This window comes from Pseudomonas sp. MDT2-39-1 (assembly GCF_054898085.1).
In genome coordinates, this window is record NZ_CM142716.1 from 619,882 (window position 1) to 642,901 (window position 23,020).

Genomic DNA, 23,020 nt, shown 5'->3' on the forward strand with positions numbered 1-23,020 from the left:
ACACAGGACCTTACTTCGCCGACCCATCATGCGGCTTGTAAAATCGAAACATCCCGGTTTCAGCCGTTTTGGTGTACTCCCTGGACCAGTCCGGTTTCACCGTGCGGTCATGGAAATACATCGCGCCACGGGTGATATCCGGTAGCTGTTTGTTCAGCGCCTTGCGCGCGATTTCCTTGGCCTGAGCATATTGGGTTTCTTCCTGGACCGTGTCCGGGCGCCCGTCGCACCACCACGAAAACTGGCAGCTCCTGGTTTCGGAACCTTGCTTGACCACCGCGCACACCGTGTCGGGAAAACCGGCGTGGCCAAGGCGATTCATCACCACGCTGGCGACCGCTTGCATGTCGGTGGTGTTCTTGCCTTTGGCTTCCCAGTAGATGGAGCGGGCCATGCAGGTGATCGCATCGTCCAGTGGAGACTTGCCGGCGGGATCGACGGCCTGGACTTCGGACTGGGTGATCGCCTCGGATTTTGGTACGGGCAGATCGCCACCCTTCTCCGCGGCTTTGTGCTCAAGCACCTGGGCCTTGTCTTCGGCTACTTCTTTTTTTTGCTGCTGGTCGTCGGCGATGGCCTGACCGGCGAGAAGGGTAATGGCGAGAAACGTAACTGACCATTTGAGGAACATGATGGAGACACTCTGTATGGCGTCGAGGGAAGCGCCCATTGGCGACTTGGCTTCAGTGTAGTAGCCAAATCATTTCATCAGGCGTGCAACAATCTGCAAAAAGGCATTGCGCGGCATGGGGTGAAATCGCGCATCATGGACGCACTCAGTTCAAGGAGGATTTCCATGCGCGTTCCGTCATCCGTTTTGCATGTTGCCGCGTTGTCATTGGGTCTGGTGTTCACCGCCACCGCGATGGCCACCGAAGAGACGCAGCTGGTCGAATCGATCAACGTTTACCGCAGCCAGTCGCAACGCTGCGCTGGCCAGGCGTCACCGGAATTGCCACCGCTGACGAGCGATGCGCGTCTGGTTTTATCGCCCAGCGGGCCCGTCGATTTGCAGCAGGCCATGGCCCGGGCGTCGTACCCGATTGTCAACGTGCAGGCGATCACCTTGTCCGGGCCGCGTGATGCGCAGTCCGCCATAACGGCCATCAAGGAGAGCTTCTGCCAGGTGGTGTTGAATCCGCAGTTCATCGACGTCGGTGTCAGCCACGAGGGACGCGATTGGCGCATTGTGCTCGCGCGACCGCTATTGACTGCGCGCCTGGGTGACGCCGCGGCGGAAGGCCAGAAGCTCCTCGAAATGCTCAACACCGCCCGCGCGCAACCTCGTCAGTGCGGTGGTCAACCGTTTGCCGCGACCACACCGCTGGCCTGGAACGCCACACTGGCGGCCGCGGCAGAAGCGCATACCCGGTCCATGGCCAACAACAACTTCTTCGACCACAAGGACCGCGACGGCCGCACTCCGGGCGATCGCGCCGAGCTGGCGGGTTACAACTATCAGGAGGTCGGCGAGAACATCGCCGCCGGGCAAGACACACCGCGCAAGGTCGTCGATGGCTGGCTGGCCAGCGCCGGGCATTGCGCCAACCTGATGAACCCGAAATTCCGCGAACTGGGCGCTGCCTATGCGGTTGATCCAAAGAGTGACGCCGGGATTTACTGGACAGCCATGTTCGGCACGCCGTAAGGGCGATGGACAGAGCGGTGATTCACCGCTCTTACAACGTATGTTGGCTGTCGCCGATTTTTTTGGCTTTTTCGATTGCCCACTCCAAAGCCGCCTCCATGTCCAACAGATGCGGGGACGGGTGATTGTCCTCCTCAATGACCGAGCCATCCGGCCGGTAGACACCGATGAACATCTTCAGAGAGCCGTCTTTTAATATCTCGGCTTTCACCTCGATCCTGCATCCGTTGGAAAGCGTTTCCTTGTATTCCTCATGGCGTTCAGTCATTGCTGCATTCCTCTCGTCGGTGATAGCCGAGTAACGGGTTAACCGGGAATAACCCCCTTCTGTGCAAGCCGTTTCAACGCGTTGATCATGATCCCCTCATTGTTGACGACTTCGGTAAAACCCGCACGCCGAATCTTGTTCATGTCGCTAATCATGTCGAGGGCCAGCACACCCGATTGAAATTGAATCCTGGCACCTGTAGCACCTGCCCTGTGGCGAGGGTGGGTGTCGGGATGGGTGATTACCCAGATTTTGCGGCGCTGATCGCCCGCGACGAACCTCCCGGGACAGCGGCGTAATGCCACCTATACTCCATCCCACCAACCCCGCCCGGGGCCTGCACTACCAACAATAAAAAGCAGAGGTGGAACATGGTCTGGCAGCAAATCTACGACCCCTTCGGTAACCCGGTGCTTTCAACCATCATGGCGGCGGTGCCCGTGGTGGTGATGCTGGCATCCCTGGCGTTCTTTCATATCAAGGCGCATCTGGCGGCCTTGCTGGCCCTTGGCTCAGCGCTATTGATCGCAATCTTTGCCTTCGGCATGCCCGCGAACATGGCCGGCTCGGCGGCACTCTACGGCGCCGCCAACGGCCTGCTGCCGATTGGCTGGATTGTGCTCAACATCATCTTCCTGCATCGGCTGACCACCGAGAACGGCTCGTTCAAAGTGCTGCAGGATTCCCTGGCGCGCATCACTGACGATCGACGCCTGCAACTGCTGCTGATTGCCTTCTGCTTCGGCGCTTTCTTCGAAGGGGCTGCCGGGTTCGGCACGCCGGTGGCGGTGACCGGGGCGATTCTGATCGGGTTGGGCTTCTCGCCGCTGGCCGCCTCCGGCCTGGCATTGATTGCCAACACCGCGCCCGTGGCATTCGGTGCGCTGGGCACGCCCATCATCACGCTGGCCAAAGTTACCGGGCTGGATGAAATGGAGCTGTCGATGATGGTCGGCCGGCAACTGCCGTTCTTCTCGGTGATCGTCCCGTTCTGGTTGATCTGGGCCTTTGCCGGCTGGCGCAAGATGCTGGAAATCTGGCCGGCCATCCTGGTCGCCGGGGTCAGTTTCGCCGTGCCGCAATTCCTGGTGTCCAACTACCACGGGCCGATGCTGGTGGACGTGATCGCCGCGCTGATCTCCATGGCGTGCCTGACCGGTTTCCTCAAGGTCTGGAAACCGGCCACGATACACACCTCGGCCGCCCTGTCCGGACGCGTCGACAACTCGAAAATCGAAGAGGAGCATCAACATAAACCCGAAGCCAGTGCGACCTTTGCCAGCGATGCCAAACCGGCTGTAATGCGCGCGTGGATGCCGTGGATCATCCTCACGGTCTTCGTCTTCGCCTGGGGCACCCAAGGCTTCAAAAACATGTTCGACACCCGCCCGGCGATCGATCCGGCCACCAACTCGGCCAAGCTCGATCCACAGGGCAAACCGATGCGCGAAGCGAACCCGATCTTCGCCCCGGTCGTAACCTTCACCACCATTCACCAGCAGATCGAGAAGGTGCCCCCCGTGGTGCCTGCGGTTAAAACCGAAGAGGCGGTGTACAAATTCACCTGGTTGACCAGCACCGGTAGCGGCATCTTGCTGGCGGCGATTCTTGGCGGACTGCTGATGGGATATTCCATCCCGCAACTGATCCACCAATACCTGCGAACGCTGTGGGTGGTGCGTTACTCACTCATCACCATCGTGGCCATGCTCGCGCTCGGCTTCCTCACTCGCTACTCGGGCCTCGACGCCACCATGGGCCTGGCCTTCGCCGCGACAGGCATCTTCTACCCCATGTTCGGCACCCTCCTCGGCTGGCTCGGCGTAGCCTTGACCGGCTCCGACACGGCTTCCAACGTACTGTTCGGCGGCTTGCAACGGGTGACCGCCGAACAATTGGGGATCAGCCCGGTGTTGATGGCCGCGGCCAACAGTTCCGGCGGGGTCATGGGCAAAATGGTCGACGCCCAGTCGATCGTGGTCGCCTCCACGGCAACTCGCTGGTACGGGCATGAAGGGGAGATTCTGCGCTATGTGTTCTTCCACTCCATCATCCTGGCGATTCTGGTAGGTGGGTTGGTGACGTTGCAGGCGTATGTGGCGCCGTTTAGTCATATGGTGGTGGGCGGGCGTTAAGCGCCAGTTAAATCTGTTGTCCATGCCCGGGCGAGTTGCCCGGGTTGTGGCAAGCAACGTGGCACAGGAGTGTTAGATCGTGACGGATATTTCATTCAAAGACGCATTCGATATCTACCAGAAGCAAAGCGACAGTGTTCATAAACTCTGGGCCTACTTTCAGGTCATCTCTATTGCTGTGCTGGGCTACACGATTGGGAGTGACAAGGCGAAGTGGTCAGACTCAACATACCTGTTGATTGCGATCAGTTACCTTATCTTTGCAGTAGCTAATCAATGGGTCATCCTCTTCTCACAGAAAGAGCTCCATAGGTTTGGTGAAGCTGTAAAAATGGCCTCTGAAGAAACAGGTCCAATCGGCAAGCAACTTGTGATTGAAGCAATAAAGCCTTGGAGGGTTTGGTTGTTCCACACGTTATCTATTGCGATGATCCTGGGAGCAATCTTTGCTACGTGGTGCGACAAGACCTGAAATCAGACTGTCAAACTGCCCCCCGCCATCAACCCCTCAGTCAGCAACGACACCAACGGCTGCACCAGATGCTGAGTACGAACATCATCACCAACCACCGCCACGGTTGTGCAGGCCGACAAATCGGAAGAAGACAGGGATTGATCAATCGAAGTATGCTTTTTCATGGACTCGCCCTCGCTATCGTTGGCTGTTTAGACTGCCATCGTGGCGCATTGACGCCTCGGCTTGGGCGAGTCCATCCAATTACAGAAATTGCGTTATCGGGGAAATTGGCGAAGGGATCAGGCGGGTTTATCTGCCAGCCCCCCCGCGAACCTTCACTGCCGAAGATTGCCCCGTTCCGGACACCAACCCCGACGCAAACACCACCCCAAGAATCACGCCCATTGCCCGGGCAGGCACCGGCGTTGCGGCATTGCGGCATTGCCGTGCTTTCTTGGCGAGCACTACGGCTTGCAAGCGATGGAGACCGTGGGCGCGGGGCTTACGCGTGAAGTGTGGCTGGTGGTCCACAGCGACATCCGGCACACCCCGTCAGTGCAGGCGGTGATGAGTTTCCTGGCGTCCTGCTTCGAAAACTGAATCAGTGCGCCAAACACTGCTTTACTGATTCACATCCTGAACCAACGGGAAGCGCCCCCATGGATCGTCTCACCGCCAAAGACTTCGCCCCGGAACTGCTTGAGCTCTACGACTACTACGCCCATGGCAAGATCAACCGGCGCGAGTTTCTTGATCGAGCCGCGCTGTTCACCCTGGGCGGTTTGACGGCCAGTGCCCTCCTCGCCGCCCTGAGCCCGAACTACGCGCTCGCCGAACAGGTTGAATTTACCGACCCGGACATTCTCGCCGAGTACATTTCCTATCCCTCGCCCAAGGGCCACGGCAATGTCCGCGGCTATCTGGTGCGCCCGGCCAAAGCCACGGGCAAGGTGCCGGCGGTGTTGGTCGTGCATGAAAACCGCGGGCTCAATCCTTACATCGAGGACGTTGCCCGGCGAGTCGCCAAAGCAGGTTTTATTGCACTCGCCCCCGATGGCCTGAGTTCAGTGGGCGGCTATCCCGGCAACGACGACAAAGGCAAGGAACTACAGGCGACTGTCGATCCCGAAAAACTGATGAATGACTTCTTTGCCGCCATTGAGTGGCTGATGAAAAATGACAAGACCACGGGAAAAGTCGGTATCACCGGGTTCTGCTATGGCGGTGGCGTCTCCAATGCGGCCGCTGTGGCCTACCCGGAACTGGCGGCCGCCGTGCCCTTTTATGGCCGTCAGCCAAAGGCCGAAGATGTGCCGAGAATCAAGGCGCCGCTGCTGCTGCATTACGGCGAACTGGACAAGGGCATTAATGAAGGATGGCCGGACTATGAAACAGCGCTGAAAGCGTCGGGCAAAACCTACGAGGCGTTCATTTACGCAGGCTGTAATCACGGTTTTCATAACGACTCCACGCCTCGCTACGATGAAGCCGCGGCGAAGCTTGCGTGGGACAGGACAGTAGCCTGGTTTAACAAATATCTGGTTTAGCGTTCTGCACCTTTGCGTGCAGGCTTCGCTTCACGCGTCAGCCTGCACCACTTCAATCCCCAGTTTCCGATAATCCCCGACATCGCCCGACGCCACGTGCTGCTCGGTAATCAGCGTATGCACGCGGTTGCACGGCGCGACCACGAAAGGCTCCACCGCCCCGAGTTTGTCGGCCGTGGTCACGGCCACCACATGGGAAGCGCTGTCGAGCATCGCCTGCTTGACCGGCACTTCATCAAAATGCAGCGAGCTGATGCCGACGCCCGGGTGAATCGCGCAAACCCCGGTGAACAGCAGATCAGCCTTGATGCACTGGATCAGCCGCAAGGTTTCATGCCCGCTGGCAGACATCGTCGCCGGATTGAGTTGGCCACCGGTCAGGATCACCTTGACGCCTTTGTATTCCGCCAACGTGATCGCAATCATCGGCGACGCCGTGATGGCCGTGATGCAAATGTCCGAAGGCAGCGACCGGGCGATCTGCAGGGTGGTGCTGCCGGAATCGAACATCACAATCTGGCCATTTTGCACGCGGCGTGAGGCGAGTTGTGCCAGGTGGGTTTTCACTTCATCGGTTTCGCCGACGCGGGTGAAGTAATCCTTGCCGGTGTCCTTGGGACGAGGCAGCGCGCCACCGTGGACGCGTTGCACCAGGCCGGCGCTGTGCAGCTCCGACAGATCGCGGCGAATGGTGTCTTCTGAAACTGCGAAATGCTGGCTTAATTCCGAGGCCATGACCTTGCCGTCGCGTTCGAGGATCAGGAGGATTTTCTGCCGGCGGACGGAAGGAAGCTCGGTAGCCGAATGCTGATCTTGCATGTTTATGCCTGCTTTTGCGTGTTTGTGCGAGATTAGCCAAAGCGTTGCACAAACACAATCGCGGTTTTGTTTTCTGGCAAACTCCCCCGACGCCTCCATCCAGAGCAGTCTCCAAATGCATTTCACCCTTGTCTCAAACGGTTCATTACTCACGCCAGACCAGCCCGACGTAACGGTGCCGTGGTGGAGTTTTACCAAGACGGTTCTGGCTGCCGCGGCGCTGTCGCTGGTGCGTGATGGATTGATCGGTCTGGACGATGTTGTGCATGAAGGTCCGTTCACCCTGCGCCAACTCTTGCGGCATGAAGCGGGGCTGGCGGATTACGATGAGCTCGCCGAATACCACACCGCCGTAGCCCACCATGAGACACCTTGGTCAGCCGATGAATTGCTGCAACGGCTTGATGCCGCCCGGTTGCGCTACGCACCGGGAGACGGTTGGCGATATTCGAACGTGGGCTACCTGTTCGTCGCCAGACTCATTGAACGCGTGACAGGCCTCGCACTTGAGGAAGCACTGACGCGACGCGTGTTCTCCCCTCTCGGTTTATCGCGCGTGCGCCTTGCAACGACGCGAGCCGATCTGGAGAGCATCAACATGGGCGTGACCGCGAATTACGACCCGCGCTGGGTCTATCACGGATTGCTGGTCGGTCCGCTTGCTGACGCGGTTCTGTGTCTGGATCGTTTATTGGGCGGGCATCTGTTGCCGCAATCATTGCTGCGGGAGATGCAAACGGCACGCACGCTTGGCGGACCGATTGCGGGACGTCCCTGGATTGCGCCGGGTTACGGCCTCGGTTTGATGCAGGGCAAGGTGGAGGGTGGCGTCACCTTGAGTGGTCACACCGGAGCCGGACCGGGCAGCGTCGTTGCGGTCTACCGCTGCATTGATGGCAGTCGCACGGCGAGTTGTGCGGCCTTTTGTGAGAGTGGCGACGAAGGCGCTGTGGAAACCGAGGTTGTGCGCCTCCTGATGAGCGTGGCGCTTGAATAAATCTGAGAATCATCTGGCCGGCCTTCCTCACAGAGGGAGCGGTCAGACCTCGATGTGAGGAATTCACCAACACCCTGTGGCGAGGGGGTTTACCCCCGTTCGGCTGCGCAGCATTCGTAATCCTGTGCACGCGTTTTTTCTGAATTAACGCGGTTGCAGGTTTGGGGGCCGCTGCGCGACCCAACGGGGGCAAGCCCCCTCGCCACAAGGTTTGGCGGCTTAACGGATCACCTTGAATGTGCGTCAGTTGCTGGCGACTTGCGCCCCGTTACCAGACGTCACCAGCGCCTTCAACGACGCATCAAACTGCTTCAACGCATTCACCTGCACCACGTTTTGCCGGTCAATCTGCGCGGCAATGTCTGGGGCAGCTTTGCCGTGCACCCAGACCGAAGGCATCTGTTGTTCACGGGAGCCTTCGGCCTTGCCGATGTATTGCAAATTCGAGTCGTAGAACTTGGCCAGGAAACGCGCCTCGACCTGGTTGTTGCGCTTGGACACCAGACGGCTGTAGGTGTCCAGCATCACCACCACATCCGGGTGGGCTTGCACCACTGCGTCGAGATTGTCGTAGACGGTCACTGAGGCGAATTGTTTTTGCAGCGAGACCATCAGCCAGTTGATCGCCAGTTTCGGATCGGAGCTGTTGACGAAGGCGTTGCTGATACGCGAATCCAGCGCCGGGTTCTTCGCGCCGTTCAGCGCGACAGAATGGTACTGCTCAAGGTATTCGATCGTGTTGAGGGTGTTTTCGCTGTAGAGCACGCCCACCGATTGAGTGTGCTGCAAGCTGGCGGTGCTGTCGGCCACCGGAAGGAAATGGCAGGACGGGTCAGCCGCGTAGGCCGGCACGGTGGCGGCAACACTGCCGGTCAATACAGCGACAAGGGCCAGCAAGGTAGACATTCTCATCGCGCAGGTTCCTTCAGAGGCGACTTTGGTATGACGCTATCCTCCTCTCATGACAAAAAAACTGAACTCGCATTCCTTGATGGTGATTATTGATTAAACGAATGGTTGCGAACTGAGCCCTGCGGCCCGACTCGCCACCTGATCCAGCGGCTAAGCGTGATGTCGAGTGGATATCTGCGCGAAGCCGATTATGCTTCATGAAACCTTGCAGCGATGCGAGGCCGTCAACCTGTGTGCATGCTTCGCGCAATCCGTAATCCGACGACATCAGCCCAAGGGCCTGGGTGCGGCAAACAGGTAATGAGGTACTCCGGCCTAAAACAAGAACGACGGAGAAGACTCATGGCCGCAATCGACAACACTTCCACGGGCAGCGCGCCCCACCACGGCATTACCAAGGAGGAGCGCAAGGTCATCTTCGCCTCGTCCCTGGGCACCGTGTTCGAGTGGTACGACTTTTACCTTTACGGCTCCCTGGCCGCGATCATCGCCAAGCACTTCTTCGCTGGCGTCAATGAGACAACGTCCTTCATCTTCGCGCTGCTCGCGTTCGCCGCAGGCTTCGCGGTGCGTCCATTCGGGGCCATCGTGTTCGGCCGACTGGGCGACATGATCGGGCGCAAACACACCTTCCTCATCACCATTGTGATCATGGGTATCTCCACCGCCATCGTGGGCTTCCTGCCCGGCTACGCGACCATCGGCGTGGCGGCGCCAATCATTCTGATCACTTTGCGGCTGTTGCAAGGCCTGGCCCTGGGTGGTGAGTACGGCGGTGCGGCGACCTACGTCGCCGAGCATGCGCCGAAAGGCAAGCGGGGCTATTTCACTTCGTGGATTCAGACCACGGCGACCCTCGGGCTGTTCCTGTCGCTTCTGGTGATCCTTGCTTGCCGCACCATCCTCGGCACCGAAGCCTTCGAGGCCTGGGGCTGGCGGATTCCGTTCCTGCTGTCGATCCTGCTGCTGATCATCTCGGTGTACATCCGCTTGCAGCTCAGCGAGTCGCCGGTGTTCCTGAAAATGAAGGCTGAGGGCAAGTCTTCCAAGGCGCCGCTGACGGAATCCTTTGCCCGTTGGGACAACCTCAAAATCGTGATCATGGCCCTGCTCGGCGGCACTGCCGGCCAGGCCGTCGTCTGGTACACGGGGCAGTTCTATGCGCTGTTCTTCCTGCTGCAAACGCTGAAGATCGACCCGCAGACCGCCAACTTGCTGATCGCCGGCTCGCTGCTGATCGGCACGCCGTTCTTCGTCATCTTCGGCAGCCTGTCCGACCGCATCGGCCGCAAAGGGATCATCATGGCCGGCTGCATTATCGCAGCGCTGACTTACTTCCCGATCTTCCATGCGCTGACCCAATACGGTAACCCCGACGTGTTCGTCGCGCAGGAGAAGAACCCGGTCACGGTGATCGCCGATCCCGACCAGTGTTCGTTCCAGTTCGACCCGGTGGGCAAGGCCAAATTCACCAGCTCCTGCGACCTCGCCAAGACCGTTCTGGCGAAGCGGGCCATCCCCTACAAGAACGAGAAGGCTGAACCGGGTGCCGTCGCGCAGGTGCGCATCGGTGACAAGGTGATCCAGAGCTTCGAGGGCACCGGCATGCCGGCCGCCGACTTCAAAGCCAAGAACGATGCCTTCACCGCCTCCCTCGGTGCCTCGCTCAAAGAAGCCGGCTACCCCGAGAAAGCCGACCCGGCCAAGACCAACTACCCGATGGTGCTGCTACTCCTGACCATCCTCGTGATCTACGTGACCATGGTCTACGGCCCGATCGCAGCCTGGCTGGTGGAGCTGTTCCCGGCGCGCATCCGTTACACCTCGATGTCGCTGCCCTACCACATCGGCAACGGCTGGTTCGGCGGCTTCCTGCCGACGGTGGCGTTCGCCATGGTGGCGGCCACGGGTGATATCTACTACGGCCTCTGGTACCCGATCGTCATCGCCGTGATGACGGCCGTTCTGGGCATATTCTTCATGCCGGAAACCAAGGACCGGGAGATTCATCACACCTGAGGTCGGCACCTGCCCTCTCGTGCGAACGAGAGGGCACTCCTTCTACGGATCAAACGGTCTACGCTCATCCACATTGCTTTCGGGGTTCCTTCCCCGGGGACTGACGGGGGCACCGTGATGATCCGTATCCTGTTGAGCGCTTTTTTGCTTGCATTGAGCATCCCGGCCCATGCCGGGGTGACGCCCTTTCCTGCCGGTTTTCGAGTTCAGGACATCCCGGTCGAAGGCGCCACGATTCATGTGCGCGTCGGCGGCAAAGGCCCCGCCGTGGTGATGTTGCATGGCTTCGGCGACACCGGCGACATGTGGGCGCCACTGGCAGCTGATCTGGCCAAGGACCACACCGTCGTGGTGCCGGACCTGCGTGGCATGGGCTTGTCCTCGATCCCGGATAGTGGCTACGACAAGAAGACCCAGGCGGGCGACATTTGCGGTGGACAACGAAGCGTCGATGAAAACAAAACTGACGATGCCGGTGCTGGCCATCGGCGGTGAGAAATCCTTTGGAAATAACGAAGCGATCGTGATGCGCAACGCGGCGGACACGGTGACGGAAGTGGTGATACCGGGGGCGGGACATTGGCTGATGGAAGAAGCGCCGACGCAGACCATTCAGGCGATTCGCGAGTTTATTGCGCAGTAGAGCCGCAACTCGACCTGTGTAGCAGCTGGCGAAGCCTGCGTTCGGCTGCGAAGCAGTCGTGATGTCAGGCGCTGCGGTGCATCAGGAAAACCGTGTGCACAGGTTTACGACTGCTGCGCAGCCGCATCGCCCCGTTGGGCTGCGAAGCAGCCACCCCGTCAAATCAAAAAACGAATTGAACCCCGCGCCTCTTCACGTATTCGAAACCCTATCAGCGCCAATCTTTGATCACGAGCGGCGCCATTGGAGAGGAAATCCCGATGAAACGTAGACTGCTGTTTCTGCTCGCCAGCCTGAGTCCCGCGCTGGCATTCGCTGAAGGCTGTGACGTCCTGACCCGATCCCAAAGCCCTTCCGTCCCGGTGGTCGAGTCCCATAGCTGCTATGAGTACGAAGGTATGCCGGTGAACGCCATCGATTGGTCGTGCAGCAACGAAAGCAAGGAAATGCTCACCAGCACCAAGAAAAAAGTCGAACAGTGCGACGATCAGTATCAGGCCACCTGCATCGCGACGCTGACTCAAGAGTCCCTGGCCAACCCCCACTCCACCAGCAAGGACAAGAACAGCAAGTCGCTCAATATTCCCGAGAACGCCCAAGTCACCACGTATTACTACGGTGCGGAACACTTGAACCAATCGAAGATCGATTGCGAATCGGGTGGTGGTCACTGGAAAGCGAAGTGATGTCGCGGGCTGATACGTAGCCGTTACATCGCTCTATTTTCTGTATCCGCGTTGTTACCTTACCGACCGTGTTGTCACTTCTGCGATGCGCGGCAGGCCAATAGAGTATTGGCTTCGGTGTGTGGGCCGGGACGAAAAAAGTGCCGGCCTGCAGTCCGCCGATCCCCCCATCACGGAAGAGGTGACACCATGAGTTTCGTAACCGTTGAAAAAAATCAGAGCAGTGCCCCGTCGGAAGCCGATATGAAAAAGGCCATGACCGACTCTGGCGGCAAACCCGGGGATGTCACCGGGACCAATGCGGCCCGGAAACTGACTTACACCGGCACGGTCAATCACACTACTTATGAGAACAACCTGATCAACATTGCCAAAGGGAAACGAACCAGCTGGAACTTCGTCTGGGCGGACGCGAAGGTGAGTAGCCCGGCTGCATGAGGCCAATGTGGGGCGGTCGCACGGCCGCCCCGCTGTTTCACCTCGCAATATTCCTTGATACAACCCGGTTACGCAGGCTGTTACCTTGCCGATTTAACCGCCCTCCCCGCTGTAACGCCAAGACACTTCGCCACCCTGAATCTTGCGCCTAATGTGAAGCCGTCAATGTGTTTAGGGGGTGCTGCCCGATCACTTGTCGGATTCGCTGCCCGCTGCCCATTGATTGCCTAACACAACCAAGGAAGAGGAAAGCCATGAGTAAGTCGAGCGCTGTAAGCAAACAAGCTCTGCAACTTCACAATGATGTGCAAGAGGCCCTCAAATCGTTCCAGGGTGTTGCCCCCACGGCTCTGAAAACGTCGGACTACAGCAAGGTGCTGACGTCGACCCTGGCGGCCACTCAAAAGTCAGTCACGATAGAGATCGCAGCCGGTGATCTGACCTTACTCAAACAGTCCAAATACAAGCTGTGCTTTGCGAAAAAGGTCGGTACCGAAGCCTACAACGTCGTCTGGCAATCCTATGACAAGTATTTGAGCAACAACGGTTTCAGCTGGACGCCCCAGTATCAGTTGTTCGGGTCGAACAGTTTTCAGGCTAATGTAGCGGTCCAGGTCGCGACGAACATCGTCAGCATTGGTCTGGGACAACAGTCTGTACTCAGCGAAGAAGGCCTGCTGGGTTCGGCGGTAACCGGTGGCCCTGATACGTCCATCACGCTGATAAACAACTACGGTCCGATCCACCCCGGCATCAACCAGTTGTCCACCGGCATTGACGGCACACAGGTCAGCACCCCCATCTACGTTGCCGCGGCGCAGGTGGTCACCGGCGATACCGCCCTGACGCCTAAGGAGTCCATTCTTGTATGGTTCGAACAGAACGTGCAAACCAGCACCATGTTCAGCACCTCACGGTCAAAAGCCGTCGAAATCGACCTGACCTTCGATAACAACGCAACCCGCCTCTACGAAGAAGGGGAATGGAAAACGGTGTAACCGTCACACCGGGGGCAACCTTGCGGTTGCCCCTTTTATTCAGGAAACGTCCCCCCCACCCCGGGCGAAATAGCCCGTCAACGACCGACAAATGGACTCCGCCAGATCTTCCTGGGTAGCAATGCCATAAGGGCGATTGCGATCGAACTGCTCTGACCAGCGGATCCGGCCCTGAGCGACATCAATCAGGCGCAACGATGCCCGGACACGGCTCGGTTCCACCCGCACGCTGCCCTCAAGGGAATAGTTACCGCGCCCGGCCCGCACAACGTCCAGTGCTTTAACGCTGTTTCGCGGCACCTTCATCAACACGTGGTTGCCTTGGCTTTGCGTCTGCTCGAACGACTCGAACAGCCGGCAGCTCAACTCTTCACACAAGCCCCGGGTAAAGTCATCACCGTCATTGGTGATACAGGTAAACGGCTGAATCTGCAGGACAGGATGGCGAGTCGCGAGGCTTTTGGGTCTGAGTCGCTGGTAAGCCAGCCGATAACAACCAGCCGGAATGTTCAGACGTACCGGGTCCTGCTGGCCCTGGGTGGCGTAATGTATCGCGAGTTTGCGCCGCAACCGGCCCACCTGGACGCGCACCACCGGATCGTCGCCCGTGCAGTAAACCGCCGGGTCACGGCGAAACACCGCAATGCCGATGGCGTGCTCGGTGAGCGGGATGTTGGAAAATTGAAGGTCGTGATCGACCATAAAACGCAACAGGCTGCCCATCCGCCTGGACTTCGCAAACACCGGACTGGCCAGCAGCAGCGCCAGCACCCGTTCCATCTCTTCACGATCAAGTGGCTCGGGAACACCCTCGGCACTCGCATTGCCAACGTGCTTGATCACCATTGCCTGCCTCCGTGCAGGTTATCGACAATCGCTCGCCACCCCTGTTGAAGTGGATTTTGATACTGAAGTCGTACTCCATGGCCACGCTCAACGCCCGATCCCGCAAAGGCTCGGACGCTGCAACGTCGAAGCTTAGCAGCCGTAACGCAATGGCGAAGATATTGTGCGGATTGCCGCGTTTCAAGCGGTTTTCAGCAGCACCGCGTCGTGCATTGCTTGCCGCCGTAGCGAGCTTCCTGACACTCACGAAGAAACGCCGAATGGCTCATAACCGGTTCTTCCGGGTGTTTGAGCGCCATCTGGGCGACGTAATTGTCGTAATCGGGGACGCCGATCATCAAACGCGCGCTCTGGCTGAGAAGTCGGGCGGCTTGCTGCAGTTTGCGGAACATGGCAACGCTCTCATTATGATGGGGGACGGGACCATGAAAGCGCACTTATGTATCTGGAATGTGTCCGCGTGGCAATGTGTCCAATACCCGCCATCAACCGCACCGCATACCCTGTAGCAGCTGGCGAACGGTGGTGAGGGGATTTATCCCCGTTGGGCTGCGAAGCGGCCCCAGCAGTTCATTCCAACACGCATGTACAGGATTGACGACTGCTGCGCAGTCGAACGGGGATAAATCCCCTCACCACAGTTCGCCAGCTGCTACTGGGGATCGCGTTAAGGCCGGGAAGTCAGTGGTCTGCGTTTTTCTGCTGATCCGTAGTTTTTTGCGCTTCCTGCACCTGTACCAAAACAGCCCCTCGTCCAACAATGAGCGAAGCACGGTCACAGTTTGTTAATATCCACGCGTTTTTTTCGTCTGACTCATCAGGCGCTGCAGATTTCACGTCGCAACACAGGAATGCTTTTCCATGAGTACGTTGTTTACCCGTCGCACGGTCCTGCGCGGTATGGGCTTGTTGAGTCTTGGCCTGCTCGCCGGCTGCGATGACAGCCCCAAGCTGTCGTTCAAATACGGCAAGGACCTCAGCGACAAGATCATGGGACGTACCTTCAAGCTGAAAGACGCCCAGGGCGAGACGAAGATGCTCACCAGCTATCGCGGCCTGATGCCGATGGTGTTCTTCGGTTTCACCCAATGCCCGGCGGTCTGCCCGACAACGCTGGCCCGTGCGGCGCAAGCCAAGAAACTGATGGGCCGCGACGGCGAGAAGCTACAGGTGATTTTCATCACCCTCGACCCCGAACGCGACACCCCGCAAATGCTCGATGCCTACGTCAAATCATTCGACCCGAGCTTCGAGGCGTTGCACGGCACGCTGGAAGAAACCGCCGCCACCGCCAAAGAGTTTGGCGTGTTCTTCGAAAAGATCCCGAGCGGTTCGACCTACACCCTTTCCCACACCGCGACAAGCTACGTCTTCGACTCCCGGGGCAACCTGCGCCTGGGGCTATCCGCGTCCCTTACCGCTCAAGAGTGCGCAGAAGACCTGCTCACCGTCATGGAAGTCTGCTAATGAATTCGATCCACGCAAACACCGCTTTCTCGCGACGTGCCAAACAACTGCTCCTGGGCTGCGCCCTGATCGGCATGGCCTGGCAGGTATCGGCGCAAACCAAAGTGGACGACGCCTGGGTCCGCGCGACAGTGGCCGGCCAGCCGTCGACTGGCGCGTTCATGACCCTGCAAGCCGACAGCGACAGCAAGCTGCTCAGCGTGCAGTCGCCCGTCGCCAAAACCGTGCAAATCCACCAATCAACCATGAAAGACGACGTGATGAGCATGCGTCAGGTCGAGTCCGTCGCGCTGCCGGCCGGCAAACCGGTGAGCTTTGATCCCCACGGCTACCATGTGATGCTGATGGACCTGACGGCGCAGGTGAAGGAAGGCGATAAAGTCCCCCTGACCCTGACCGTGGAAAACGCCAAGGGCGAGAAAGAGACGATTGAAGTGCAGGCCGAAGCCCGGGCACTCGGCATGGCTGACCATAGCAAGATGCATTAATGGTTGTAATGCTGCTCACTTAAGCGCGGCCCCTCCTACATTTGTGGTGACGGGGCTCTTGTGGCATGGGGGGTTTACCTGTGGCGAGGGGGCTTTTGTGGCGAGGGGATTTAGCGAAACGTCGCACACCGCCCCGTTGGGCTGCGAAGCGGCCTGTAGTGGTCTAATTTCCCCGGACACCTCGATAGGTGGAAAATGCATCTATCGAGGAGATTTTCATGACCGACAAACGCAGAACATTCGACGACAGCTTCAAGCTGGAAGTCGTGAAGATGATCAAGGATCAGGGCCTGAGCGTTTCACAGGTTTGTCGTGATCTTAATATCGGTGATACGGCCGTTCGGCGCTGGGTACAGCAGTACGAGGCCGAGCAGTTGGGACAGGCCGGGATGGGCAAACCGCTGACGTCCGAGCAGCAGCGTATTCGGCAGTTGGAGCAAGAAAACCGCCAGCTCAAGATGGATAACGATGTATTAAAAAAAGCTACTGCCTTCTTTGCCCGCGAGCTGAAGTAACGTACCGATTGGTTCGGCAGCTGCAACAGAAGGCTTATTCGGTGGCGCATGTCTGTCGGCTACTGGGTATTAGTCGATCCGGTTTCTACGAGGCCAACAAGCGCGCTGAAGTTCCGGCATCGGTTTGTCCGATCACGGTTCAGCTCAAGGCGTCGTTTGCCAAGAGTGGCGGCTGCTATGGCAGTCGCCCGTTGCGTAAAGCTTTACGCGCCAAGGGCATAGAAATAGGCCTTTATAAGATCCGCCGCTTGATGCGTACCAATGGCCTGCGTTCGGCCTGGAAGCGTAAGTTTGTGCACACGACCGATAGCAAACACAACCTGCCGATTGCCGAGAATGTGCTGAATCGCCAATTTGAACCCGAGGCAGCGAACAAGGCCTGGGTGGCAGACATTACCTACATTCGGACCCGTAGCGGCTGGTTGTACCTGGCCGTGGTGCTGGACTTGTTCTCACGCAAGATAGTGGGCTGGTCCATGGCCCCGAACATGCCGGCTGAGCTGGTGTGCAGTGCAATGCAGTTGGCGGTTGCTCAGCGTCAACCGCCACCGGGCCTGATCGCGCACTCGGATCGTGGCAGCCAGTACGCGAGCGCGAGCTACAGATCCCTGCTGGCAAGAAATGACATGCAGCAAAGCATGAGCCGTAAAGGTAACTGCTGGGACAACTCAGTGATGGAGCGCTTCTTCCTGAGCTTGAAAATGGAGCGGGTATGGCGGCGCGATTACGCCAACCACGCCGAAGCGATACGTGACATTACTGAATACATCGTTGGGTTTTACAACAACGAGCGGCTGCACTCGAAACTCGGGTATCTGCCACCGACCGTTTACGAACGGGAGATGGCGTCGAAATCACCTATCGAGGTGTCCGGAATTAGTTGACCACGACAGCCCCCAGCGTCCATTCTGACAGACCGAGTTGTCCGGATTTACGACTGCTGCGCAGCCGAACGGGGCGGTGCGACGTTTCGCTAAATCCCCTCACCATAGATAAGCCCCCTCACCACAGGTTTATGCTCGGCTGAACATTGTCTTAAGTGAACAGCATTTCATTAACAGTTGGGGTTTCTGTGGGCGAGCGACTCTTATTTGACGAGTCGCTTTTCCTTGGAAGGTCTGTAGCCGAAATACGAGCTGTAGCACTTGCTGAAATGGCTCGGTGACACAAACCCACACGCCACCAGCACGTCCACCTGGGACAACTCCGTATGCTGGAGCAGCCGCCGCGCTTCGGTGATCCGCAATTCCATGTAATACCGTTGCGGTGTGGTGCCCAATTGCTCCTTGAACAAACGCTCGAGTTGTCGACGGGAACGGCGGGCGTAAACCGCCAGCTGCTCCAATTCCAAAGGCTCTTCGAGGTTGGCATCCATCAGCTTCACCACCTCGCGCAAGGGCGCACTCACACAGACATTTTCAGTCGGCTTGATGCGTCGGTAGCGGGACTCCTCGAAGGCCAGGATGTCCTCGATCCCCTCGACGAGCGCTTTACCGTACAGTCCTTTGATCCAGTCCAGCGCCATATGGAATGCCCCGGAAGGACTGGACGCCGTCAGTCGGTCTCGATCAATGATGTAGGGCTCACTGCTGACCTGCGTCGCCTTGCAGAAATCCGCGAGCGCGGGGCGATGTTCGGGGTGAATCGCGCAACGGTAACCGTCCAGCAAACCGGCCTTCCCCAGGAACCATGCTCCGTTCCATAACCCGGCCAGACTGACGCCCTGGTCTGATGCCGTCCTCAACAGGCTGATCAAGCCTTCGCTGGCCTTGAGTTCTGTCCTGTAGCCGCCGCAAATCACCAGCAGGTCCAGCGCTTTTATCGCTGCACAATCGATGCGCGCATCGGGCCGGATGACCAGGCCCAGATCGCTGACGACTTCGCCTGCATTCAAGCCGAATGTCCGTGAAGAGAATGAGTCAGGTCGGAGCAGATTGGCCGTGATGACCGTATCCAGCGCCTGAGTGAACGCGGGCAGCGAGAAATGTTCGAGCAGCAGGAATCCCGCGCGAACCGTTTGCTGGGTCCCATCGGGGTGTTCATTCAGATAGCGAAGGTTTTTACCCTTCATGCCTCCGCTAAATTGGCGTCGTTCGATCAATGCTGGCCCCACTCCATTACGTTACCGAACCGGTTGTCTATTGCCTTGATAAGGCGCCATGTTAACCCGCAGCGCCACTATGGCGTATCCACGCGCCTTGATGGAACGCCAGAAAGCGCTCTGCCTCAGTTATTTATACTCAAATGCCAGCTTAATAATATTTTACCGATACCAGGGTCATCCCTAGTCTTGAACCCAAGAAATGGCAGGTCGTTCGCGACCTAACTCCAACTTCGAAGGGTATTGAGATGACCACTGAAAAAATAAAAACAGATACGCTGATTGTTGGCGCCGGTCAGGCTGGCGTGGCCATGAGTGAACACCTGAGCAAACTCGGCGTGCCGCACCTGGTGCTGGAGCGCAATCGCATTGCCGAGCGCTGGCGCACCGGACGCTGGGATTCGCTGGTGGCGAATGGTCCGGCGTGGCACGACCGTTTTCCAGGGCTTGATTTTGACGACCTCAGCCCGGATGAGTTTGCCCCGAAAGAACGCGTAGCCGATTACTTCGAAGCCTACGCAAAGAAGTTCAACGCTCCGATCCGCACCGGCGTGGACGTGCTGAAAGTCGAGCGCAACATCGGTCGCCCGGGCTTCACCATTGAAACCTCTGAAGGCGTGTTCGAGGCCAACCGCGTAGTGGCTGCCACCGGGCCTTTCCAGCGTCCGGTCATCCCGCCGATTGCGCCGAAAGATCAGCCGTTCATGCAGATCCACTCGGCCGACTACCGCAACCCGGCGCAACTGCCTGATGGCGCGGTGCTGGTGGTTGGCGCGGGTTCGTCCGGTGTGCAGATTGCCGATGAATTGCAGCGTGCCGGCAAGAAGGTTTACCTCTCAGTCGGCGCCCACGACCGCCCGCCTCGCGCTTATCGCAACCGTGATTTCTGCTGGTGGCTGGGTGTGCTGGGCGAGTGGGATCAAGCGGCGATGAAACCGGGTCGGGAGCACGTGACCATCGCGGTGAGCGGTGCCCATGGCGGCCGCACGGTGGACTTTCGTGGCTTGGCTCATCGCGGCATGACGCTGGTCGGTTTGACTCAATCGTTCAACGATGGCGTGGCGACGTTCCAGGCGAATCTGGCCGACAACCTTGCACGTGGCGATGAGAACTATCTGGCGCTGCTGAATGCTGCCGACGCCTACATCGAACGCAATGGCCTGGACCTGCCGGAAGAACCTGAAGCGCGCCACGCGTTCCCAGATCCGGAGTGCGTCACCCACCCGATCCTTAAACTCGACCTGGCCAAGGTCGGCGTGACCTCGATCATCTGGGCCACCGGTTTTGCCACGGATTACAGCTGGCTCAAGGTTGATGCCTTCGACAACAACGGCAAGCCGCAGCATCAGCGCGGCGTATCGAGCGAGGCTGGTGTGTATTTCCTCGGCCTGCCGTGGCAGTCCCGTCGCGGCTCTTCGTTCATCTGGGGTGTCTGGCATGACGCCAAGTACGTGGCTGATCACATCGCCATTCAGCGCTCTTATCTCGACTACCACGATGCGGCGCAACGCGAGGCTGAACAGGCCCCGGTCGCCCATAAAACCACGGTCAGTGCCTAAGCCTTTTTCTTTTCAGGAGCTTCAAATGTCCACGCCAACCCATACCCGCATTCGCATGTTCAACACCAAGGAAACCTACCCGAACCAGAGCCTGGACAACGACCTGTGCCAAGCGGTCCGCGCCGGTAACACCGTTTATGTTCGTGGCCAGGTCGGGACTGATTTCGAGGGCAGACTAGTGGGTCTGGGTGACCCGCGCGCGCAAACCGAGCAAGCCATGCGCAACGTCAAGCAGTTGCTGGAAGAGGCTGGCAGCGACCTCAGCCACATCGTGAAAACCACGACTTACCTGATTGACCCGCGGTATCGCGAGCCGGTGTATCAGGAAGTGGGCAAGTGGTTGAAGGGCGTGTTTCCGATTTCTACCGGGCTGGTGGTTTCGGCACTCGGGCAGCCGCAGTGGTTGATGGAGATTGATGTGATTGCGGTGATTCCTGAGTAAGCAGCCAAGACCCAGTCGCGGCCTTCGCGAGCAAGCTTCGCTCCTACGTTAGATCTCTGTTTCATGCACGACCCCGATCCTCTGTAGGAGCGAAGCTTGCTCGCGAAGAGGCCCGCCCAGGCACCACACTCTCCAAGGCAACCCAAGGAGCAAAACCATGACCTTCTCCATCACCGCCCGTTGCCCCGAAACCGGTCAGTTCGGCATTGCGATCAGTTCCTCCAGCATCGCCGTCGGCGCCCGTTGCCCGTGGCTGCTGCCGGGTGTCGGCGCCGTGTCCACACAAAACATCACCCTGCCGTCGTTAGGCCCGGAAGTCCTCGCCCTGATGGAGCAAGGCCTCGCCCCTGCCGAGGCGTTGGACAAAGTCCTGACCCGCAACGGCTACAGCCAATACCGGCAGATCACTGCGATTGACCACCTCGGCCAGACCGCCCATTTCAGCGGCGCGCAAACTCTCGGCAACCACAACGCCGTGTCCGGTGAGCAATGCGTCGCCGCTGGCAACATGCTCGCGGACCGCGCGGTGATTGAGGCCATGGTCGAGGCCTTCGAACACGGCGAAGGCCAACTCGCCGACCGCTTGCTCGCGGCTATGAAAGCCGCCATCGCCGCCGGTGGCGAAGCCGGGCCGGTGCATTCGGCGGCGATGGTGGTGGTCGGTGAACTGACCTGGCCGATCATCAACCTGCGGGTCGACTGGGCTGACGAAAATCCCATCGGCCAGTTGGAAAAACTTTGGGACGCTTACCGCCCACAAGTGCAGGACTACATCGACCGCGCCCTCGCCCCCGACAAATCCCCGGGCTACGGCGTCGCCGGAGACGACCGATGAGCAGCAGCCGCGATTTGCTGCAAACCCTGGTGGCGTTCGACACCACGAGCCGCGAATCCAACCTGCACCTCATCGAGTTCGTCCGCAACTACCTCGCGGGTTTCGACGTGCCTTGCGAACTGGTCTACAACGAGCAGCGCAGCAAGGCCAATCTGTTCGCGACCATTGGCCCGGCGGATCGACCGGGCATCGTGCTGTCGGGGCACACCGACGTAGTGCCCGTCGACGGCCAGCCGTGGACGGTTGCGCCGTTTGAACTCACCGAGCGCGATGGCAAGTTGTACGGTCGCGGCACGGCGGACATGAAAGGCTACATCGCTTGCGTGCTCGCCCTTGTTCCGTCGTTGGTGAATGCCACGCTGCGGCTGCCGGTACACATCGCGCTGTCCTACGATGAAGAAGTCGGCTGCCTCGGCGTGCGCTCGTTGCTGGCGGAGCTGGAGCAACGGTCGGTCAAACCGATGCTGTGCATCATTGGTGAACCGACCAAACTTAAACCGGTGCTCGGGCATAAAGGCAAACTGGCGATGCGTTGCGATATTCATGGCGAGGCGTGCCATTCGGCGTATGCGCCGCTCGGGGTCAACGCCATCGAATATGCCGCTGAGCTGATCGGTGAACTGGGGCGGATCGGCAACCGCCTGAAAGCGCCCGAGCATCACGATGCACGGTTCGATCCGCCGTTCAGCACCGTGCAGACCGGGGTGATTTCCGGTGGCAAAGCGTTGAACATCGTACCCGCCGATTGCCGCTTCGACTTCGAAATCCGCGCGTTGCCTTCGCATGATCCGAGTGAGGTTGCGCAGGCATTGAAGGCCTATGCCGAGCAGCAGGTTCTACCGCGCATGCGTGCGGTGAGTGAACAAAGCGAGATTCGATTTAGCCAGTTGTCGGCGTATCCCGGTTTGGCCACCGATGCGCACAGCGAAGCGGCTGAGTTGATCGCCATGTTCTGCGGCTCCCGGGAGTTCGGCACTGTGGCGTTCGGCACCGAGGGCGGCCTGTTCGACGCCGCCGGAATCCCCACCGTCGTCTGCGGCCCCGGCAGCATGGACCAGGGCCACAAACCCGACGAATTTGTCAGCCTCGAACAACTCAACGCGTGCGACGCCATGTTGCAACGGATGCTGCTATCGATCAGCTAAATCAAAATGCATTTGAACACCCAAAAATCCCTGTGGGAGCGGGCTTGCTCGCGAA

26 protein-coding genes and 1 pseudogene are annotated in these 23,020 nt (G+C 58.9%); 18 read left to right on the top strand and 9 right to left on the bottom strand.

The window, feature by feature from the left end; translation table 11 throughout:
* Positions 1 to 10: 10 nt before the first annotated feature.
* A complete protein-coding gene (locus tag ACYZTM_RS03155; protein ID WP_461986970.1) occupies positions 11 to 631 on the bottom strand; it encodes a cell wall hydrolase in 621 nt (206 codons plus the stop codon).
* A gap of 165 nt (positions 632 to 796) precedes the next feature.
* On the opposite strand from ACYZTM_RS03155, the gene ACYZTM_RS03160 reads away from it, so the two are divergent.
* Complete coding sequence (locus tag ACYZTM_RS03160) at positions 797 to 1,648, top strand: CAP domain-containing protein (RefSeq protein ID WP_131060145.1); 852 nt, start codon at positions 797 to 799, stop codon at positions 1,646 to 1,648.
* A 31-nt stretch (positions 1,649 to 1,679) separates the two neighbouring features.
* Here ACYZTM_RS03160 and ACYZTM_RS03165 read toward each other — a convergent pair whose 3' ends face one another.
* Both ACYZTM_RS03165 and ACYZTM_RS03170 read right to left on the bottom strand, forming a co-directional pair.
* Positions 1,680 to 1,916 carry a hypothetical protein gene (locus ACYZTM_RS03165; RefSeq protein WP_131060144.1) on the bottom strand — a complete coding sequence of 79 codons (237 nt, stop codon included), beginning with the start codon at positions 1,914 to 1,916 and terminating at the stop codon, positions 1,680 to 1,682.
* A 38-nt stretch (positions 1,917 to 1,954) separates the two neighbouring features.
* Positions 1,955 to 2,221: a hypothetical protein gene (locus ACYZTM_RS03170; RefSeq protein WP_131060143.1), complete on the bottom strand. Its 267-nt coding sequence runs from the start codon at positions 2,219 to 2,221 to the stop codon at positions 1,955 to 1,957.
* A gap of 66 nt (positions 2,222 to 2,287) precedes the next feature.
* Here ACYZTM_RS03170 and ACYZTM_RS03175 point away from each other — a divergent pair, with 66 nt between their 5' ends.
* Both ACYZTM_RS03175 and ACYZTM_RS03180 read left to right on the top strand, forming a co-directional pair.
* The gene (locus tag ACYZTM_RS03175; RefSeq protein ID WP_461986973.1) at positions 2,288 to 4,051 is read left to right on the top strand and encodes an L-lactate permease; all 1,764 of its coding nucleotides are present in this window, start codon (positions 2,288 to 2,290) and stop codon (positions 4,049 to 4,051) included.
* Between the two features lie 79 nt (positions 4,052 to 4,130).
* Complete coding sequence (locus ACYZTM_RS03180; RefSeq protein WP_461986975.1) at positions 4,131 to 4,523, top strand: hypothetical protein; 393 nt, start codon at positions 4,131 to 4,133, stop codon at positions 4,521 to 4,523.
* Between the two features lie 2 nt (positions 4,524 to 4,525).
* On the opposite strand, the gene ACYZTM_RS03185 is transcribed toward ACYZTM_RS03180, so the two are convergent.
* A complete protein-coding gene (locus ACYZTM_RS03185) occupies positions 4,526 to 4,690 on the bottom strand; it encodes a hypothetical protein (RefSeq protein ID WP_461986977.1) in 165 nt (54 codons plus the stop codon).
* Positions 4,691 to 4,856: 166 nt separating this feature from the next.
* Between ACYZTM_RS03185 and ACYZTM_RS03190 the strand changes: the two genes are divergently transcribed.
* Together ACYZTM_RS03190 and yghX are read left to right on the top strand one after the other, a co-directional pair.
* Positions 4,857 to 5,108, top strand: coding sequence for a hypothetical protein (locus ACYZTM_RS03190; RefSeq protein ID WP_461986979.1), 252 nt, complete (start codon positions 4,857 to 4,859; stop codon positions 5,106 to 5,108).
* Between the two features lie 59 nt (positions 5,109 to 5,167).
* The gene (yghX, locus tag ACYZTM_RS03195; protein WP_461986981.1) at positions 5,168 to 6,055 is read left to right on the top strand and encodes a YghX family hydrolase; all 888 of its coding nucleotides are present in this window, start codon (positions 5,168 to 5,170) and stop codon (positions 6,053 to 6,055) included.
* A gap of 30 nt (positions 6,056 to 6,085) precedes the next feature.
* Here yghX and ACYZTM_RS03200 read toward each other — a convergent pair whose 3' ends face one another.
* On the bottom strand, positions 6,086 to 6,874 hold the full coding sequence (locus tag ACYZTM_RS03200; RefSeq protein WP_461986983.1) for a DeoR/GlpR family DNA-binding transcription regulator: 789 nt from the start codon (positions 6,872 to 6,874) through the stop codon (positions 6,086 to 6,088).
* A 115-nt stretch (positions 6,875 to 6,989) separates the two neighbouring features.
* On the opposite strand from ACYZTM_RS03200, the gene ACYZTM_RS03205 reads away from it, so the two are divergent.
* Complete coding sequence (locus tag ACYZTM_RS03205) at positions 6,990 to 7,871, top strand: serine hydrolase domain-containing protein (RefSeq protein ID WP_461986985.1); 882 nt, start codon at positions 6,990 to 6,992, stop codon at positions 7,869 to 7,871.
* A gap of 243 nt (positions 7,872 to 8,114) precedes the next feature.
* Here the strand turns inward: ACYZTM_RS03205 and ACYZTM_RS03210 are convergent, their stop codons facing one another.
* On the bottom strand, positions 8,115 to 8,783 hold the full coding sequence (locus ACYZTM_RS03210) for an ATPase (protein WP_461986987.1): 669 nt from the start codon (positions 8,781 to 8,783) through the stop codon (positions 8,115 to 8,117).
* Positions 8,784 to 9,125: 342 nt separating this feature from the next.
* On the opposite strand from ACYZTM_RS03210, the gene ACYZTM_RS03215 reads away from it, so the two are divergent.
* The 5 genes and pseudogenes from ACYZTM_RS03215 (at position 9,126) to ACYZTM_RS03235 (ending at position 13,567) form a co-directional block, all read left to right on the top strand.
* Positions 9,126 to 10,802, top strand: a complete 1,677-nt coding sequence (locus ACYZTM_RS03215; RefSeq protein WP_131060133.1) for an MFS transporter — start codon at positions 9,126 to 9,128, stop codon at positions 10,800 to 10,802.
* 117 nt (positions 10,803 to 10,919) lie between these two features.
* Positions 10,920 to 11,445, top strand: a pseudogene (locus ACYZTM_RS03220) (alpha/beta fold hydrolase).
* 260 nt (positions 11,446 to 11,705) lie between these two features.
* A complete protein-coding gene (locus tag ACYZTM_RS03225; RefSeq protein WP_131060132.1) occupies positions 11,706 to 12,131 on the top strand; it encodes a hypothetical protein in 426 nt (141 codons plus the stop codon).
* Positions 12,132 to 12,320: 189 nt separating this feature from the next.
* Positions 12,321 to 12,569 carry a hypothetical protein gene (locus ACYZTM_RS03230; protein WP_131060131.1) on the top strand — a complete coding sequence of 83 codons (249 nt, stop codon included), beginning with the start codon at positions 12,321 to 12,323 and terminating at the stop codon, positions 12,567 to 12,569.
* Between the two features lie 254 nt (positions 12,570 to 12,823).
* Positions 12,824 to 13,567 carry a hypothetical protein gene (locus ACYZTM_RS03235; protein ID WP_131060130.1) on the top strand — a complete coding sequence of 248 codons (744 nt, stop codon included), beginning with the start codon at positions 12,824 to 12,826 and terminating at the stop codon, positions 13,565 to 13,567.
* 39 nt (positions 13,568 to 13,606) lie between these two features.
* On the opposite strand, the gene ACYZTM_RS03240 is transcribed toward ACYZTM_RS03235, so the two are convergent.
* Both ACYZTM_RS03240 and ACYZTM_RS03245 read right to left on the bottom strand, forming a co-directional pair.
* Complete coding sequence (locus tag ACYZTM_RS03240) at positions 13,607 to 14,413, bottom strand: hypothetical protein (protein WP_461986990.1); 807 nt, start codon at positions 14,411 to 14,413, stop codon at positions 13,607 to 13,609.
* Between the two features lie 191 nt (positions 14,414 to 14,604).
* Entirely contained in the window at positions 14,605 to 14,805 is a 201-nt protein-coding gene (locus ACYZTM_RS03245) for a YbdD/YjiX family protein (RefSeq protein ID WP_461986992.1), read from the bottom strand.
* Between the two features lie 469 nt (positions 14,806 to 15,274).
* Here ACYZTM_RS03245 and ACYZTM_RS03250 point away from each other — a divergent pair, with 469 nt between their 5' ends.
* The 3 genes from ACYZTM_RS03250 to ACYZTM_RS03260 all read left to right on the top strand — a co-directional run bounded on the left by ACYZTM_RS03250 (position 15,275) and on the right by ACYZTM_RS03260 (position 17,767).
* Positions 15,275 to 15,880, top strand: coding sequence for an SCO family protein (locus ACYZTM_RS03250; protein ID WP_131063533.1), 606 nt, complete (start codon positions 15,275 to 15,277; stop codon positions 15,878 to 15,880).
* Positions 15,880 to 16,368, top strand: a complete 489-nt coding sequence (locus ACYZTM_RS03255; RefSeq protein ID WP_461986994.1) for a copper chaperone PCu(A)C — start codon at positions 15,880 to 15,882, stop codon at positions 16,366 to 16,368. Before ACYZTM_RS03250 ends, ACYZTM_RS03255 begins: the two co-directional genes overlap by 1 nt.
* A gap of 218 nt (positions 16,369 to 16,586) precedes the next feature.
* Positions 16,587 to 17,767 (top strand): IS3 family transposase gene (locus ACYZTM_RS03260; protein ID WP_461983481.1). Its coding sequence is split into 2 segments (ribosomal slippage): positions 16,587 to 16,839 and positions 16,839 to 17,767, totalling 1,182 coding nucleotides; the frame shifts between segments, so codons are not numbered across the junction.
* A 203-nt stretch (positions 17,768 to 17,970) separates the two neighbouring features.
* Here the strand turns inward: ACYZTM_RS03260 and ACYZTM_RS03265 are convergent.
* The gene (locus tag ACYZTM_RS03265) at positions 17,971 to 18,954 is read right to left on the bottom strand and encodes a GlxA family transcriptional regulator (RefSeq protein ID WP_461989096.1); all 984 of its coding nucleotides are present in this window, start codon (positions 18,952 to 18,954) and stop codon (positions 17,971 to 17,973) included.
* Between the two features lie 278 nt (positions 18,955 to 19,232).
* On the opposite strand from ACYZTM_RS03265, the gene ACYZTM_RS03270 reads away from it, so the two are divergent.
* The 4 genes from ACYZTM_RS03270 to argE all read left to right on the top strand — a co-directional run bounded on the left by ACYZTM_RS03270 (position 19,233) and on the right by argE (position 22,965).
* On the top strand, positions 19,233 to 20,543 hold the full coding sequence (locus ACYZTM_RS03270) for a flavin-containing monooxygenase (protein WP_461986996.1): 1,311 nt from the start codon (positions 19,233 to 19,235) through the stop codon (positions 20,541 to 20,543).
* Between the two features lie 25 nt (positions 20,544 to 20,568).
* Positions 20,569 to 20,985 (top strand): RidA family protein, encoded by a 417-nt coding sequence (locus ACYZTM_RS03275; protein WP_008038953.1) that lies wholly within the window; start codon positions 20,569 to 20,571, stop codon positions 20,983 to 20,985.
* Positions 20,986 to 21,142: 157 nt separating this feature from the next.
* Positions 21,143 to 21,820: a DUF1028 domain-containing protein gene (locus ACYZTM_RS03280; RefSeq protein WP_131062270.1), complete on the top strand. Its 678-nt coding sequence runs from the start codon at positions 21,143 to 21,145 to the stop codon at positions 21,818 to 21,820.
* Positions 21,817 to 22,965 carry an acetylornithine deacetylase gene (argE, locus tag ACYZTM_RS03285; RefSeq protein ID WP_461987000.1) on the top strand — a complete coding sequence of 383 codons (1,149 nt, stop codon included), beginning with the start codon at positions 21,817 to 21,819 and terminating at the stop codon, positions 22,963 to 22,965. Before ACYZTM_RS03280 ends, argE begins: the two co-directional genes overlap by 4 nt.
* Positions 22,966 to 23,020: the final 55 nt, after the last annotated feature.

Coding starts and splice junctions, on each gene's coding strand:
- ACYZTM_RS03255 (WP_461986994.1), top strand. CDS start 15,880: ATGAATTCGATCCACGCAAACACCGCTTTCTCGCGACGTGCCAAACAA.
- ACYZTM_RS03175 (WP_461986973.1), top strand. CDS start 2,288: ATGGTCTGGCAGCAAATCTACGACCCCTTCGGTAACCCGGTGCTTTCA.
- yghX (WP_461986981.1), top strand. CDS start 5,168: ATGGATCGTCTCACCGCCAAAGACTTCGCCCCGGAACTGCTTGAGCTC.
- ACYZTM_RS03240 (WP_461986990.1), bottom strand. CDS start 14,413: ATGGTGATCAAGCACGTTGGCAATGCGAGTGCCGAGGGTGTTCCCGAG.
- ACYZTM_RS03245 (WP_461986992.1), bottom strand. CDS start 14,805: ATGTTCCGCAAACTGCAGCAAGCCGCCCGACTTCTCAGCCAGAGCGCG.
- ACYZTM_RS03205 (WP_461986985.1), top strand. CDS start 6,990: ATGCATTTCACCCTTGTCTCAAACGGTTCATTACTCACGCCAGACCAG.
- ACYZTM_RS03250 (WP_131063533.1), top strand. CDS start 15,275: ATGAGTACGTTGTTTACCCGTCGCACGGTCCTGCGCGGTATGGGCTTG.
- ACYZTM_RS03185 (WP_461986977.1), bottom strand. CDS start 4,690: ATGAAAAAGCATACTTCGATTGATCAATCCCTGTCTTCTTCCGATTTG.
- ACYZTM_RS03165 (WP_131060144.1), bottom strand. CDS start 1,916: ATGACTGAACGCCATGAGGAATACAAGGAAACGCTTTCCAACGGATGC.
- argE (WP_461987000.1), top strand. CDS start 21,817: ATGAGCAGCAGCCGCGATTTGCTGCAAACCCTGGTGGCGTTCGACACC.
- ACYZTM_RS03235 (WP_131060130.1), top strand. CDS start 12,824: ATGAGTAAGTCGAGCGCTGTAAGCAAACAAGCTCTGCAACTTCACAAT.
- ACYZTM_RS03225 (WP_131060132.1), top strand. CDS start 11,706: ATGAAACGTAGACTGCTGTTTCTGCTCGCCAGCCTGAGTCCCGCGCTG.
- ACYZTM_RS03230 (WP_131060131.1), top strand. CDS start 12,321: ATGAGTTTCGTAACCGTTGAAAAAAATCAGAGCAGTGCCCCGTCGGAA.
- ACYZTM_RS03200 (WP_461986983.1), bottom strand. CDS start 6,874: ATGCAAGATCAGCATTCGGCTACCGAGCTTCCTTCCGTCCGCCGGCAG.
- ACYZTM_RS03155 (WP_461986970.1), bottom strand. CDS start 631: ATGTTCCTCAAATGGTCAGTTACGTTTCTCGCCATTACCCTTCTCGCC.
- ACYZTM_RS03280 (WP_131062270.1), top strand. CDS start 21,143: ATGACCTTCTCCATCACCGCCCGTTGCCCCGAAACCGGTCAGTTCGGC.
- ACYZTM_RS03160 (WP_131060145.1), top strand. CDS start 797: ATGCGCGTTCCGTCATCCGTTTTGCATGTTGCCGCGTTGTCATTGGGT.
- ACYZTM_RS03275 (WP_008038953.1), top strand. CDS start 20,569: ATGTCCACGCCAACCCATACCCGCATTCGCATGTTCAACACCAAGGAA.
- ACYZTM_RS03270 (WP_461986996.1), top strand. CDS start 19,233: ATGACCACTGAAAAAATAAAAACAGATACGCTGATTGTTGGCGCCGGT.
- ACYZTM_RS03210 (WP_461986987.1), bottom strand. CDS start 8,783: ATGAGAATGTCTACCTTGCTGGCCCTTGTCGCTGTATTGACCGGCAGT.
- ACYZTM_RS03265 (WP_461989096.1), bottom strand. CDS start 18,954: ATGAAGGGTAAAAACCTTCGCTATCTGAATGAACACCCCGATGGGACC.
- ACYZTM_RS03215 (WP_131060133.1), top strand. CDS start 9,126: ATGGCCGCAATCGACAACACTTCCACGGGCAGCGCGCCCCACCACGGC.